13 protein-coding genes and 1 pseudogene are annotated in these 13,885 nt (G+C 61.2%); 10 read left to right on the top strand and 4 right to left on the bottom strand.

All coding sequences use genetic code 11. The features are described from left to right. The first annotated feature begins 3 nt into the window (after window positions 1-3). Complete coding sequence (locus E3Z29_RS20230) at window positions 4-267, top strand: DUF2790 domain-containing protein (protein WP_027611659.1); 264 nt, start codon at window positions 4-6, stop codon at window positions 265-267. Between the two features lie 44 nt (window positions 268-311). Here the strand turns inward: E3Z29_RS20230 and E3Z29_RS20225 are convergent, their stop codons facing one another. After that, window positions 312-773, bottom strand: a complete 462-nt coding sequence (locus tag E3Z29_RS20225) for a GNAT family N-acetyltransferase (protein WP_134786745.1) — start codon at window positions 771-773, stop codon at window positions 312-314. A gap of 228 nt (window positions 774-1,001) precedes the next feature. On the opposite strand from E3Z29_RS20225, the gene E3Z29_RS20220 reads away from it, so the two are divergent. After that, window positions 1,002-1,274 (top strand): DUF4242 domain-containing protein, encoded by a 273-nt coding sequence (locus E3Z29_RS20220; RefSeq protein ID WP_007962415.1) that lies wholly within the window; start codon window positions 1,002-1,004, stop codon window positions 1,272-1,274. A 29-nt stretch (window positions 1,275-1,303) separates the two neighbouring features. Beyond that, a complete protein-coding gene (locus E3Z29_RS20215; protein ID WP_098964516.1) occupies window positions 1,304-2,116 on the top strand; it encodes a class I SAM-dependent methyltransferase in 813 nt (270 codons plus the stop codon). A 137-nt stretch (window positions 2,117-2,253) separates the two neighbouring features. Here E3Z29_RS20215 and pcsA read toward each other — a convergent pair whose 3' ends face one another. Beyond that, window positions 2,254-2,976, bottom strand: coding sequence for a phosphatidylcholine synthase (gene pcsA / locus E3Z29_RS20210; protein WP_098964514.1), 723 nt, complete (start codon window positions 2,974-2,976; stop codon window positions 2,254-2,256). A 250-nt stretch (window positions 2,977-3,226) separates the two neighbouring features. Between pcsA and E3Z29_RS20205 the strand changes: the two genes are divergently transcribed. The 4 genes from E3Z29_RS20205 (at window position 3,227) to ligD (ending at window position 9,139) form a co-directional block, all read left to right on the top strand. Next, entirely contained in the window at window positions 3,227-3,994 is a 768-nt protein-coding gene (locus E3Z29_RS20205; RefSeq protein WP_134786744.1) for a tellurite resistance TerB family protein, read from the top strand. 165 nt (window positions 3,995-4,159) lie between these two features. Continuing rightward, window positions 4,160-5,539: an iron-containing redox enzyme family protein gene (locus E3Z29_RS20200; protein ID WP_134786743.1), complete on the top strand. Its 1,380-nt coding sequence runs from the start codon at window positions 4,160-4,162 to the stop codon at window positions 5,537-5,539. A 10-nt stretch (window positions 5,540-5,549) separates the two neighbouring features. Further along, window positions 5,550-6,503 (top strand): class I SAM-dependent methyltransferase, encoded by a 954-nt coding sequence (locus E3Z29_RS20195; RefSeq protein ID WP_098964510.1) that lies wholly within the window; start codon window positions 5,550-5,552, stop codon window positions 6,501-6,503. A gap of 17 nt (window positions 6,504-6,520) precedes the next feature. Next, a complete protein-coding gene (gene ligD / locus E3Z29_RS20190) occupies window positions 6,521-9,139 on the top strand; it encodes a DNA ligase D (RefSeq protein WP_134786742.1) in 2,619 nt (872 codons plus the stop codon). Here the strand turns inward: ligD and E3Z29_RS20185 are convergent, their stop codons facing one another. Further along, window positions 9,140-9,562: a hypothetical protein gene (locus tag E3Z29_RS20185; protein ID WP_134786741.1), complete on the bottom strand. Its 423-nt coding sequence runs from the start codon at window positions 9,560-9,562 to the stop codon at window positions 9,140-9,142. Window positions 9,563-9,630: 68 nt separating this feature from the next. Next, on the bottom strand, window positions 9,631-9,945 hold the full coding sequence (locus E3Z29_RS20180) for a DUF2388 domain-containing protein (protein ID WP_007962425.1): 315 nt from the start codon (window positions 9,943-9,945) through the stop codon (window positions 9,631-9,633). Between the two features lie 190 nt (window positions 9,946-10,135). On the opposite strand from E3Z29_RS20180, the pseudogene E3Z29_RS29965 reads away from it, so the two are divergent. The 3 genes and pseudogenes from E3Z29_RS29965 to mqo all read left to right on the top strand — a co-directional run. Further along, a pseudogene (locus E3Z29_RS29965) lies at window positions 10,136-10,843 on the top strand (MCP four helix bundle domain-containing protein); the annotation flags it as partial. Between the two features lie 42 nt (window positions 10,844-10,885). Continuing rightward, window positions 10,886-11,749: a methyl-accepting chemotaxis protein gene (locus tag E3Z29_RS29960; RefSeq protein ID WP_372241225.1), complete on the top strand. Its 864-nt coding sequence runs from the start codon at window positions 10,886-10,888 to the stop codon at window positions 11,747-11,749. A gap of 448 nt (window positions 11,750-12,197) precedes the next feature. Further along, entirely contained in the window at window positions 12,198-13,844 is a 1,647-nt protein-coding gene (mqo, locus tag E3Z29_RS20170; RefSeq protein ID WP_007962427.1) for a malate dehydrogenase (quinone), read from the top strand. Window positions 13,845-13,885: the final 41 nt, after the last annotated feature.

The raw sequence follows: 13,885 nt of genomic DNA, 5'->3' as shown, positions 1-13,885 counted from the left end.
ACCATGACGCACAAAACCGTTGTCGCCGCCTGCCTGTTCGCCGCCCTGAACATCTGCACCCTGTCGGCCCGGGCCGAAGCCGATGTCAGCCCGCACACCTACACCTACGGCACGCACCTGGACATCCAGAAAGTGCTGTCGATGACCGAGGACAACGCGGTGAACTGCGGCATTATCGATGCGCGCATGACGTACCTGGATTCGGCCGGAAAAACCCAGGTGCTGGATTACCGCAAATTTGCCGATGGCTGTAACAACCAGAACTGAGTGCTCAGATGCATCGACAGTCACCGCCCGCGCACATCAATGGCTCAAAGGTCGCGCACCATGAGCCATTGCTCGTTGTCCCACGCGCGAAAGCGCTCCAGCACTGTCCAGCCGCGTTTGGCGTAGTAGTCCTGCTTGCTCTGCGTGTGCAGATAGAAACGCGCGAAGCCGCGCTGTTTCGCCGTCTGGCTGATGCCATCGATCAACCGCTCTGCCAGCCCCTGGCCACGAGCTTGCGGGCTGACAAACACGCACGCCAACCACGGGCCGAGATCCGGACGCAGGGCCAGATCCGCCCGGGCCAGCGCCGCACCGCCGAGTAGACGCTCGCCGTCCAGCGCAATCAGGCATGACCAGTCGCCATTGTTCTGGCCGGCAGCGAACTCGCGTTGCCAATCGGTCAAGGGTTGCTCGGCATATTCGTAGGCGAACTGGCGGTGGATCCACGCGGCGTAAGTGTCGCTGTGCTGCGGGTGATCGACGAGCCATTCAAGACGCAGGGACATGATGGAATCCATTCACGGAAGACGGGAAGGCATAAAAGCCGATTGCCCCATGCAATGGCAATCTCGAAGTGTCTCGAGGCCTTTACAAAAAGCCGCCATTCATCGGCCAGGCCGGGGTTTTCCGGGCTCTTCGGACGATTGGCAGGGACGCCATCGACCCTCGGCGCGATAGTGGATGAGCAGGGCCACTGCCGTCCCTGTCACTGATAAAAAGAACGCGAGGTTGCCATGCCGAAATTCGTGATTGAACGCGAGATTCCAGGGGCCGGAAAGCTGTCGCCGCAAGAACTCCAAGCCGTGTCGCAAACCTCCTGTCAGGTGTTGCGTGAACTCGGGCCACAGGTGCAGTGGCTGCAGAGTTACGTCACCGCCGACAAAATCTATTGCGTCTACATCGCCCCTGACGAAGAGCAGGTGCGCGAGCACGCCAGGCTGGGTGGATTCCCGGCCAACAGCGTGGCGCGGGTGATGACGGTCATCGACCCGACCACGGCCGAATGAAGTCCTTCTACCTGCTGCGGAGACGATTGATGAGTACTCCCATTGATCTGACGGGTCTGAAAGAGCGCCAGAAAGTCGCCTGGGCCAGCGGTGATTACGCTGTGATCGGTACCACCTTGCAGATCGTCGGCGAAAACCTCGCCGAGGCCTGCGACCTGCACTGCGATGAGGAAGTGCTGGATGTCGCCGCCGGCAATGGCAACGCCACACTGGCGGCGGCGCGACGTGGTTGTCAGGTGACCTCGACCGACTATGTGGCGGCGCTGCTGGAGCGTGGACAGGATCGGGCGCGGGCCGAGCATCTTGATGTGATTTTTCAGGTCGCCGATGCCGAATCGTTGCCGTTCGCCGACGAGAGTTACGACGCGGTGCTGTCGACCTTCGGCGTGATGTTTGCCCCGGATCAGGCGACTGCCGCAGCGGAACTGGCGCGGGTCTGCCGAAGGGGCGGGCGCATCGGTCTGGCGAACTGGACGCCGGAAGGTTTCGTCGGCCAGATGTTCAAGGTTCTCGGTCGCCACGTGCCACCCCCCGCCGTGGCCCAACCGCCGTCGAACTGGGGCACTGAAGCGTGGTTGCACAGCCACTTCAATGAGCGCGAATTTCTGCTGCAGGTCACCCGCCGCACCTTCAATTTCCGCTATCGCTCGGCGGCGCATTTCATCGACATTTTCCGTCACTGGTACGGGCCAGTGCACAAGGCCTTCGCGGCATTGCCGCCGGAAAGCGGGCAAGCGCTGGAGAGTGATCTGGCGGACCTGCTGAACCGCTCGAACCGGGTGGGAGAGAAGTCGCTGGTGGTGCCGAGCGAGTATCTGGAGGTGGTCATTACCAAGCGCTGAATGTTCAGAACCATGCAAAACCCCTGTGGGAGCGGGCTTGCTCGCGAATGCGGTGGATCAGTAGACAGAATTATTGACTGGACAGACGCATTCGCGAGCAAGCCCGCTCCTACAGGTTTTAGGTGTGGCGATCAGGCCTATTTCAGGTGCGCCCCATCAACCCACTCCAGCGCCGTACGCCAGATGCAGATCCCCAGAAAGTACGCCGACGCCAGCAACCACAAACCCATCACCAGCGGATTGATCATCGGGTGATTAAGCACCAGCGACAGGCTGCACAGCAGCCAGATTGCCGTCACCGCGATGTTGATCGGCATGAACCGGCGTACCCGAAACGGGTGCAGGAACTTCATGCGGGTCACGGTCAGCAGCGCCAGACCGATGATGGTCAGAAAGGTGATCCACGGCCCCGGATTGATGATGTACAGGCACAGCGCGACCACGTTCCACGCGGCGGGGAAACCGACGAAATAGTTGTCCTTGCTCTTCATGTTGACGTTGCAGAAACAGAACAGCGACGACACCAGAATCAGCGATACGCTCAGCAGCAGGGTGTAGTCGGGCAGGGGAATATAGCGATAGATGAACAGCGCCGGAATGAACACGTAGGTCAGGTAGTCGATCACCAGATCGAGGATCGAGCCGTCGAAACTCGGCAGCACCGACTGCACATTGACCTTACGCGCCAACGCCCCGTCGAGACCGTCGACGATCAATGCCACGCCCAGCCACATCAGGCAGTGAGTCGGCTGGTTTTCCAGCAGGGCGAGGGTCGCCAGAAAGGCTGTGACCACGCCGGTCGCGGTAAAACCATGGGCGCCCCATGCTTTGAGCCTGGCGATGTGTACGGTCGATATCACAGGGGCGTTCTCCAGAAAAATGAAGCATGCCGGGTATCACCCTTGGGCAAAGGGCGCCGGCAAACCGGGTCGGGGTTGCAGCTATCGACCGGTTTGGCCGGGATAAGGTTCACCACCTTTGAATCTTAGCTGCCCGCACAAAAAATACCTCGGCGAAATCTGCCAGCGTCAGCCAGACGGTGCTGGCGCGCCGGCGTCGGCGGTCTATTGTTGCCTGACGCATTTATTGCCAATGGCTGAGGACGAGATCATGAACACCAGCGATTTGCTCGAACAACTGCTCCGGGGCCAGGCCTCGGCGGGACAACAAGGTGCTGGTTCGGCCGGCGGTGGGCTGGGTGGGTTGGGCGGTTTGCTTGGCGGTCTGTTGGGTGGCGGCGCGAGTACAGGCGCCAGTGGCGCGCAGTCCGGTGGGCTGGGCGGTTTGGGTGGTTTGCTGGGTGGTTTACTTGGCGGCGGTGGCGGCGGTGGATTGGGCGGCGCGCTGGGTGGGGCACTCGGTGGCGGCGGAACACAAAGTCGTTCCGGCGGCACCAATTATGCGGCGCTGGCCTCATTGGGAATGATGGCGTTCCAGGCGTATCAGGCCTGGCAACGCAGTCAGGCCTCGGCGGCGCCACAACAGATTCCGCCAACCGCAAATCTGCTGGCCGGGCCCGAAGTCGAGGAGCACGGGCATGCTGTGCTGCGGGCGCTGATCGCGGCAGCCAAGGCTGATGGTGAGATCGATGACCGGGAACGGCAGATGATCGATGAAGAGATTGGCAAACACACCGACGATCCAGAATTGCAGCAATGGTTTAACGCTGAAGTTGCCAAACCGCTGGATGCGAACGAAGTAGCCGAGGCGGCCAACGGCGACCCGGCGACGGCCGCCGAAATGTACCTGGTCAGCGTGATCCTGGTGGACGATCAGCAAGACGCCGAACGCAACTACCTGGATGAACTGGCTGCCGCGCTGCAGATCGCCCCGCAATTGCAGGTGCACCTGGAGGCTCAGGCCAAAGGTCAGGCCTGAAGCACCGTCAAAAATCGCGGTATCGAGCAGCCCTTGCCGGGACCGCGATGCTCCGTCCGTCAGGGCGATTTTCATGTTGATTGAATTTTTCTCCGTAGCGGTTGCTCTGCTGATGTAGAGGCGTGAAACAACGCCCTGACCGGCCAACCGAACGAGAACACTGACATGACTGCCCTGACCCCTCTGCAGGCGCCGAGCGCGCAGCAACAGCCCATCACTGCCGACGGCGATCTGCGGCGTATTTATGAGGCACTGCTGCTTGAGGATGCGCCTGAAACCCTCGCGCAGGATTTTCTCGCCGAGCAGTTGCAGCGCGCCACGCTGTTGCCCGAAGAACCTCCTCAGGATCCGTCGGAGTGGCAAGGCTGGGTCGCCGAGCACTGCACAGAAGTTGCCCGGCAGTACGCCGATTACCTGCAACAGCGCCAGGCCGGCGGACCGCGCCAGTTCTTCCGCAACAAGGCTCACGCGTTGTACTTTCTGCAAGCCGTGGCGCCGACCAAACTGGTCGATGGCGCGTGGCTGTACGGTTTGTTGGCGCAGTGGCGCGACCCGCGTTTCGACGGGTTGCTGTGTACCTATCTGGAAGAACTGGGCGACGGCAATCCAGCGCAAAACCACGTGGTGATCTACCGCAAACTGCTCGCTGAGCATGGTTTGCAGGACGCCAGCGCCATCGCCGATGAACGCTACCTGCAAGGTGCCCTGCAACTGGCACTCGGCGCCTGTGGCGAAAGCTTTCTGCCGGAGGTGATCGGCTACAACCTCGGCTACGAACAACTGCCGCTGCACTTGCTGATCAGCGCCTATGAACTCAGCGAGTTGGGCATTGATCCTTACTACTTCACCCTGCATGTGACCATCGACAACGCCAGCACCGGGCATGCGCAAAAGGCCGTGCAGTCGGTACTTGACTTGCTGCCGCTGGAAGCCGATCGCGGCGAATTTCTGCGCCGGGTATCGCTGGGCTATCGACTAAATGACTTGGGGCAGGGCAGTCGCGCGATCATCGAGGGTTTTGACCTGGAGCAGGAAGTGCTGGCGATGCTTGAGCGCAAACGCCCGTTCGGTCAGCACATGCACTCCGACTACTGCCGTTTCGAAGGCAAAACCGTCAATCAGTGGCTGGCCAATCCCGAACAGCTACCGGGTTTCCTGCAGGCAATGCAGGACAAAGGCTGGATCAAACGCAATGAAGATCCGCAAGCCAGCCGTTTCTGGCAGTTGATCGACGGCGACGGTGCGGCGATGTTCGGCGTGTTCAGTCCCTATGAAAAGCAACTGCTGCACGACTGGATTGCCGGCGACTGGACGCCATCCGACCAACGCAAAGCACCACGGCGCAGCCGTCAGGTTGCCACCCCGGACGCCGCCGTGCCCGAACACGATCCCGATGTGCAGCGGCTGATGTCTGCCCTGCAAGGTCAGGACGGACACGCACAAATGGCGACGCTGATCCCATGGTTGTCACCGGCCCGGCATGCCCACCCGGCGGGGCTGCTGGCGACACGTCGCTTCATCGAACTCAAATCCAGTCTGCGCTAAGGAAATCTCCATGAATCAGGAAGAACAACTGTCCGCCAACGACCTGACGCTGCTGCAACTCGGCCGGCGCTTGCAGGCCGACGGCTACCGTTTCATCACGCCAACGCCCTTGACCCATCAGCGGGTCAATCAGCGCGACGAAGGGCAGATCGCCGATACCCTGCGCGACGTCTTCGGCTGGTCGCGTCCGTTCGAACCGGGGCTGTTGTCCGCTGACGAACAGCGGCAATTGCAGGAGGCGCAAGTGATTGACGTCTACGACGGCCGCTTGAAAAGCCGGGTGCGCTGGTCGAGTCTTGATGACTTGTTGTTCGTGCATTCGGGCTTCCCAACCGATGCCGCCGATTCGGTGTTTTTCGGCCCGGACACCTATCGTTTCGCGCAACTGATTCACGCGCATCTGCAACAGAGCTTCGCGCCGATTCAGCGTGCGGTGGACATTGGCTGCGGCGCCGGCGTCGGCGCCATCCTGATTGCCCGCGCACGGCGTGAAGCGCAGGTGCTGGCGGTGGACATCAATCCTGCCGCGCTGCGTCTGACCGCGATCAACGCGGCATTGGCCGAGGTCGCGAATGTCGAGGTGCAGGCCAGTGATGTGCTGCAGGGCACCGAAGGCAACTTCGACCTGATCGTCGCCAACCCGCCGTACATGGCCGATCCGGCCGGGCGTGCTTATCGGCATGGCGGTGGCTCGCTCGGCGCCGGCCTGTCGCTGCGTATCGTCGAGCAAGCGCTCAATCGGCTGGCCCCCGGTGGTTCGTTGCTGCTCTACACCGGCGTGGCCATGGTCGATGGCCGCGATCCTTTTTTCGATACGGTGGTGCCGCGCCTGGATTCGACGCGATTCGGCTGGACCTATCGCGAGCTGGATCCCGACGTATTCGGTGAAGAGTTGTTGAACCCCGGTTACCAGCGCGTGGACCGGATCGCCGTGGTCGCGCTGACCGTGACCCGCATTGGCTGACACAAGGCAGGTGCGCCATGACCAGGAACCTCGACGACTACAACCGCATGCGCGATTTCTCGGCGACGTCGGAGCCCGCTGCCGTCAAGCGCCGTGGCCGCAGCAAGGCCACTGAACATGCGCTGCAGTTTTGCATCCAGAAGCACGACGCTTCGCACCTGCATTACGACTTTCGCCTCGAACTCGATGGTGCACTGAAGAGCTGGGCGGTGCCCAAGGGGCCGTCGCTCGACCCCAAGGTCAAGCGCCTGGCGGTGCACGTCGAAGATCATCCGCTGGATTACGCGACCTTCGAGGGCAGCATTCCCGAAGGGCATTACGGCGCCGGTGATGTAATCGTCTGGGATCGCGGCGTGTGGATTCCGCAGGAGGATCCGGCCAAGGCTTACGCCAAGGGCAAACTCAAGTTCGAGCTGCAGGGCGAAAAGCTCTCCGGGATCTGGAATCTGGTGCGCACGCACATGCCGGGCAAGAAGGAAAACTGGTTTCTGATCAAACATCAGGACAGTGCGGCGCGCCCGCAGGACGACTACGATGTGCTCAGCGCCGAGCCGGACAGCGTGCTCAGCGAGCGCACCCTGATCAGCAAACCCAAGCTCGCCGCCGAGCAAGCCAGGCCCGTGAAAAAGGCCCCGGCGAAACCGCGCAAAGCGGCATCCGGGACGCTCACCGGAGCGCGCAAGGCCAAACTGCCGGCGCAGCTCAAACCGGAACTGGCGACCCTGGTCGACAGCGCACCCGAAGGGCAGTGGAGCTACGAGATCAAGTTCGACGGCTACCGGATCATGGCGCGCATCGATCACGATCAGGTGCAACTGTTCACCCGTAACGGCCACGACTGGACGCACAAACTGCCGCAACAGGCGCAAGCCCTGGCCGAGTTGGGGCTGGAATCGGCGTGGCTGGACGGCGAAGTGGTGGTCACCAATGAACACGGTGTGCCGGACTTTCAGGCGCTGCAAAACGCCTTCGAAGCCGGGCGCAGCGCCAGCATCATGTACTACCTGTTCGACATGCCCTACCTCAACGGCGTTGACCTGCGCGAAGTGCCGGTCGAGGAGCGCCGCGCGGCGTTGTCCACGGTACTCGGCGGGCATGAGCAGCCGTTGCTGCGCTTCTCCGAAGCTTTCGATGAAACGGCGGACGCACTGCTCAACAGCGCCTGTCAGATGCAGATGGAGGGGCTGATCGGCAAACGCCTCGGCTCGCCCTACGTGTCGCGGCGCAGCAGTGACTGGATCAAGCTCAAGTGCAAGCATCGGCAGGAATTCGTGGTCGTCGGCTACACCGATCCGAAAGGCGCGCGCAGTGCCTTCGGCGCGCTGTTGTTGGGCCTGCACGATCGCGACAGTGGCGAGTTGCGCTATGCCGGCAAGGTCGGCACCGGTTTCAACGAAACCACACTGAAAAGCATCCTCGCCCAGCTCAAGCCGTTGCAAGTGAAGAAGGCTGCGGTGGTCAATCCACCGAGCGGCTTCGAGGCCAAAGGCGTGCACTGGCTCAAACCGAAACTGTTGGCAGAAGTGGCGTTCGCCGAAATGACCAAGGACGGTTCGGTACGTCACGCCGTGTTCCATGGTCTGCGCAATGACAAACCGGCCAAGGCGATTACCGAGGAGCGCGCGAAACTCGTGAAGACTTCAGCGAAAGCCACCCCGTCGAAAAAAGCTGCCTCGTCGAAGAAAGCTGCAGAATCAAAGAAAGCTACGGAGCCGAAGAAAGCCGAAGCGGCGCCATCACAGCTCGGACTCGCCAGCGGCAAAGTGCGCATCACTCACCCCGATCGGGTGATCGATGCGGTCAGCGGCACCACCAAGATGCAACTGGCCGAGTATTACGCCAGCGTTGCCGAGTGGATCCTGCCGCAGCTCAAGGATCGCCCGGTTGCGCTGGTGCGGGCGCCGGACGGCATTGCCGGCGAACTGTTCTTTCAGAAAAACGCCGAGCGTCTGGCGATTCCCGGCATCACCACACTGGACAAGGACGTCACCGGGCAACCGGTGATGCTGATCAACAATGCCGAAGCCTTGATCGGCGCAGTGCAGATGAGCACGGTCGAGCTGCACACCTGGAACGCCACCACCGTCGATCTGGACAAGCCTGACCGTTTCGTCCTCGATCTCGACCCGGATCCCGCGCTGCCGTGGAAAAGCATGGTCGAAGCCACTGCGCTGACCCTCACCGTGCTGGATGAACTGGGGCTCAAGGCCTTTCTCAAGACCAGCGGCGGCAAAGGCATTCACCTGGTGGTGCCGTTGACCCGCAAGCATGGCTGGGACGAGGTCAAGGATTTCAGCCATGCGATCGTCAGTCACATGGCCAAGCTGTTGCCGGAACGCTTTTCCGCGGTGTCCGGGCCGAAAAATCGTGTCGGTCGGATCTTCATCGACTACCTGCGTAACGGCCTGGGCGCCACCACCATTTGTGCCTACGCGGCGCGCACCCGTGAGGGACTGCCGGTGTCGGTACCGCTGTTTCGCGAAGAAGTGGGGGAGATCAAGGGTGGCAATCAGTGGAACATCAGCAATGTCCATGAGCGTCTGAACGAAGTCGGCGATGAGCCGTGGGCCGACCTGAAGAAAACCCGCCAGAGCATCACCGCCGAGATGCGCAAGCGGGTTGGCTTGAAAAAATGATCAGGTGTCGCGCAGCAAGTCGTGGGCGTTGAGCAGTTCGAAGGCGATTTCGGGATGGTTGTTCAAGCCCCGACGAATCGCGGCCGGGATTGACTTGCGGGTCTTGCGGCACAGTCCCGGCAGCGCCTCGATCTGAATCTCGATGCCGAGCATGCTGCGCACTTCATGAAAGCCCGGGGAGATTTCCACGCGCAGGCCCAACTGCTCGTGCATGCGCTGTTGCAGATGCCGCAAATCCGCGAGGTCCTTGAGTTGTTCCAGCCGTGCGAGGAGGATTTTTTCCTGCTCGCGGGTCAGGCGCAGAATGCGCAGATCCGTGCCCGGCGTTTCCAGCAACGCGTCGCGCCCGCAATCGCAGGCGCCGGGCGGGCAGGGTGAGCGCAAAGGCGCAGGAGGCGCAAGAGTCGTCATGGCCTCCATCATAGAGGCCGTCAGACGGTTTTGCCTATGCGCCCTCAGCTGCCGTCCATCGGCCGCTGCGTCCCTGGCAACTACTGATTCAGGCCTTCGTAATGCACCAGAATCGCGTTGGCGAGGTCTTCATCGCTGGCATTGAGGCCGGGGTTGTCGTGCCGCACCTGTTGCAGTACCGACTCAAGATAAACCCCACGGATGGCCCCGCCGCTGGCGACGAACGCTGACAGGTCGTCGCGCGCCGGGATCACCATTTTGTGATCCTTGAAGGTCGAGTACAGCGACGCGGAAACGCCCGCCGAGGTGGCGACATCGCCGGCGTCGACGCGGGCCAGAGCCGAGCCGACAGGGAGGCAGAGCAGGAGAGAAGAAATGAGCACTAACTTGCGCATGACGATGTTCCTCCACAAGCGCGAAGCAAAAAGGAAGGACTACATAATCTCAGAGGTGCGACCTTTGCCGGAGTTCCGTTCGAACACGCGGATACTTGCTGAAACGCTCTGAAGCGGCACATCTGCACAAATAAGCTTAACTGAAATCCTGAAAGGCGCATTCCGGCGCGCCTCAGGGGAGGAACCCACCGTGTCGATCAAATTGCGTTTGCTGCTGCTGATTGCCACCAGTCTGTTGACGGCGCTGATCGTGAGTCTGGTCAGCTATGTGGGGAATACGCGCATGTCCGCAGCGGTGAACGACAACGCGGTGAGCATGACCGCGCTGCGCAATCACATGGAAGCCGACATGATGCACGATGCACTGCGAGCCGACGTGTATTCGGCAATGCTGGTGGGCCTGGGCAAAAGTACCGGCACGGCCGCAGAGGTGCAGGACTCGATCAACGAGCACGCCACGCATTTTCGCGAAGTGCTGGATGAAAACCTCAAATTGCCGGTCAATCCCACGATCAGGGCCGCTCTGGAACACGTCAAGCCCAGCCTGGATACCTACATTGCGGCGGCCGAGCGGATCGTCGGCCTGGCACTGGATAACCCGGACAGCGCGCAACGGGAGCTGGGCACGTTCAACAGCGCCTTCAGTCAGCTTGAAGAGCAGATGGCGGCCCTCAGCGAACTGATCGAAAGCAACACCCGTGACACCAGCCAGGCCACCGAAAGCGCCATTCGCAACGCCAACATCGCCCTCGGCGCAGTATTGCTCGCCAGTCTGCTGCTGTTATTGGCGCAAGGGCGTTGGGTGACCCGCAGCATCATGGGGCCGCTGAAATCCGCTAACCAGATCGCGCAAAGCATTGCCCACGGCAACCTCAGCGAACCGATCAGCGAGCCGACCGGCAAGGACGAGGCCAGTACGCTGATCCGCAGTCTGGCGACCATGCAGCGTGACCTGCGCAACATGATCGACGTCGTGCGGCGCAATGCCCATGGGGTCAGCGGCATGAGTGAGCAGTTGAGCCACGGTTGCCATCAGGTCGCTGACAGCAGTCAACAGCAAAGCGCCGCGGCCGGCACCATGGCCGCTGCCGCCAGCCAGATGACCGCCAGCATCGAGGAAATCACTCGTCATGCCGAACGCGCGCTGGGCATGGCCAATCAGGCCGAGTCGCTGGCCAAGAGCGGCGGACAGGTGATCCATCAGGTGGTCAGCGACATGGACGACATCGCCCGCTCGGCGCAACAGTCGGCGCAGGTGATCCGTACGCTGGATCAGGAATCCGAAGGCATCTTCAACATCATTCAGGTGATCAAGAGCATCGCCGACCAGACCAACCTGCTGGCACTCAACGCCGCCATCGAGGCAGCGCGGGCCGGCGAGCAGGGCAGGGGCTTTGCCGTGGTTGCCGACGAAGTGCGCAGCCTGGCGGCACGCACCAGTGCCTCAACCCAGGAAATCGCTGCGATGGTCGCACGCATCCAGCACAGCACCCGCGAGGCGGTCAGCAGCATGGAGGCCGGCGTGGCCCAGGTCGACAAGGGCATGGCGGTCACGGCCGAAGTCGAACGGGCGATTCGCGAAATCCTCGACGCCACCCTCAGCACCACGCAACTGGTCAACGACATCACCCGCACCATCGGCGAGCAAAGCCAGGCCAGCAACGAAATCGCCCATCAGGTGGAAATGATCGCCGGGATGTCCGAGGGCAACAGTAAAGTGATCGGGCAGACGGCCAATACCACCGATGAACTGTCGAGTCTGGCGGGGGCGTTGGCGTTGTCGGTGGATCGGTTTCGGTTGTAGCGCCGCCATCGCGAGAGCAGCCCATTCCCTGTAGGAGTGAGCCTGCTCGCGATGGAGCCAGCCCAGCCACCACAGGTTTCTGAATCATGTTCAGCCCAAACCGGCCGATAACGCCCAGAGCGGAAAAAGACTCTCAAGTCGGGAACAGACGCGCGGGTTTGCCCTGACGTGATATTCTTCGCGCCAACTTGGTTTGACCTTATTCGGTTTGCCTGCCTTTGGGGCGGGCTGACGGAATCCCTGTCGCTCAAGTAGCTGAAGCCAATAATGATAAGAAGTCAGTTCAGAAGGGACATTAACTGAGGTCGATGCGGTACGTCGGCCTTGTGTGCCCACCCGTCAAAATTGAAGTGTGCCGGAATCTGCGACGCGAGCCTGAGCGTCATCAAAGCGGATCGCATACAGATAACAGCGGCGGGCGGAAGGCGTTTTATCATAGGTGCAACGGATGTTTAAGAAAGTGAACACAGCCTTGCTCGGGCTGGCTTTGGCGATGGGGATGTCGTCCGCCAATGCTGCAGAAGCAAAGAAAGTCGACGTTCTGCTGATCGGCGGCGGCATCATGAGCACCACCCTGGGTGTGTGGATCAATGAGCTGGAGCCAAGCTGGTCGATGGAAATGGTCGAGCGCCTCGATGGCGTCGCCCTGGAAAGCTCCAACGGCTGGAACAACGCCGGTACCGGTCACTCCGCCCTGGCTGAGCTGAACTACACCCCGGAAGACGACAAAGGCAACGTGACGATCCCGAAAGCGGTCGAGATCAACGAAGCGTTCCAGGTGTCCCGTCAGTTCTGGGCCTGGCAGGTTCAGCAAGGCGTTCTGAAGAACCCTCGCTCGTTCATCAACACCACGCCGCACATGAGCTTCGTGTGGGGCGATGACAACATCAAGTTCCTGAAAAAGCGCTACGAAGCCCTGCAAGCGAGCCCGCTGTTCGCCGGCATGCAGTACTCCGAAGACCCGGCTGTGATCAAGAAGTGGGTCCCGCTGATGATGGAAGGGCGTGACCCGAACCAGAAAATCGCGGCCACCTGGAGCCCGCTGGGTACCGACATGAACTTCGGCGAAATCACCCGCCAGTTCGCCGGTTACCTGCAGACCAAGCCTAACTTCGACCTGAAGCTGTCGAGTGAAGTCGAAGACATCACCAAGAACGCCGACGGCACCTGGCGCGTCAGCTACAAAAACCTGAAAGACGGCACCAAGACCGAAACCGACGCCAAGTTCGTGTTCATCGGCGCTGGTGGCGGCGCTCTGCACCTGCTGCAGAAGTCGGGCATTCCTGAAGCCAAGGAATACGCTGGCTTCCCGGTCGGCGGCTCGTTCCTGGTGACCGATAACCCGGCCATCGCCGAGCAGCACCTGGCCAAGGCCTACGGTAAAGCTTCGGTTGGCGCACCGCCGATGTCGGTTCCGCACCTGGACACCCGTGTTCTGGACGGCAAGCGCGTCATCCTGTTTGGCCCATTCGCGACCTTCAGCACCAAGTTCCTCAAAGAAGGCTCGTACCTGGACCTGCTGACCAGCACCACCACCCACAACATCTGGCCGATGACCAAGGTCGGCATCAAGGAATACCCGCTGGTCGAGTACCTGGCCGGTCAACTGATGCTGTCGGATGAAGACCGTCTGAACGCGCTGAAGGAATACTTCCCGAACGCCAAAGCCGAAGACTGGCGCCTGTGGCAAGCCGGCCAACGCGTGCAAATCATCAAGCGTGATGAAGCCGCTGGCGGCGTGCTGAAACTGGGCACCGAAATCGTTGCTGCACAAGACGGCTCCATCGCCGGCCTGCTGGGCGCATCGCCAGGCGCGTCGACCGCTGCACCGATCATGCTGAGCGTGCTGCAGAAAGTCTTCAAAGACAAAGTCGCCACCCCTGAATGGCAAGCCAAGCTGCACCAGATCGTTCCAAGCTACGGTACCCAGCTGAACAACGATCCGGCCAAAGTGGCACAAGAGTGGGCGTACACCGCCAAGATCCTCGAACTGCCAACTCCACCGGTGATCGGTCAGGCTGCTGCCCCGGCTGCACCTGCAGCTGAAAAAGCTGAAGCACCGAAGGAAAATGCTGCACGTGACATGGCGCTGTAACTAGACGCCTGATGCACAAAAGCCCACTGAACCGGTAATGG

It is taken from the genome of Pseudomonas sp. S150, assembly GCF_004526365.1.
GTDB classification, from domain to species: domain Bacteria; phylum Pseudomonadota; class Gammaproteobacteria; order Pseudomonadales; family Pseudomonadaceae; genus Aquipseudomonas; species Aquipseudomonas putida_A.
Note: the sequence above shows the minus strand (reverse complement) of the source record. Positions and strands in the feature narration are given on the sequence as shown.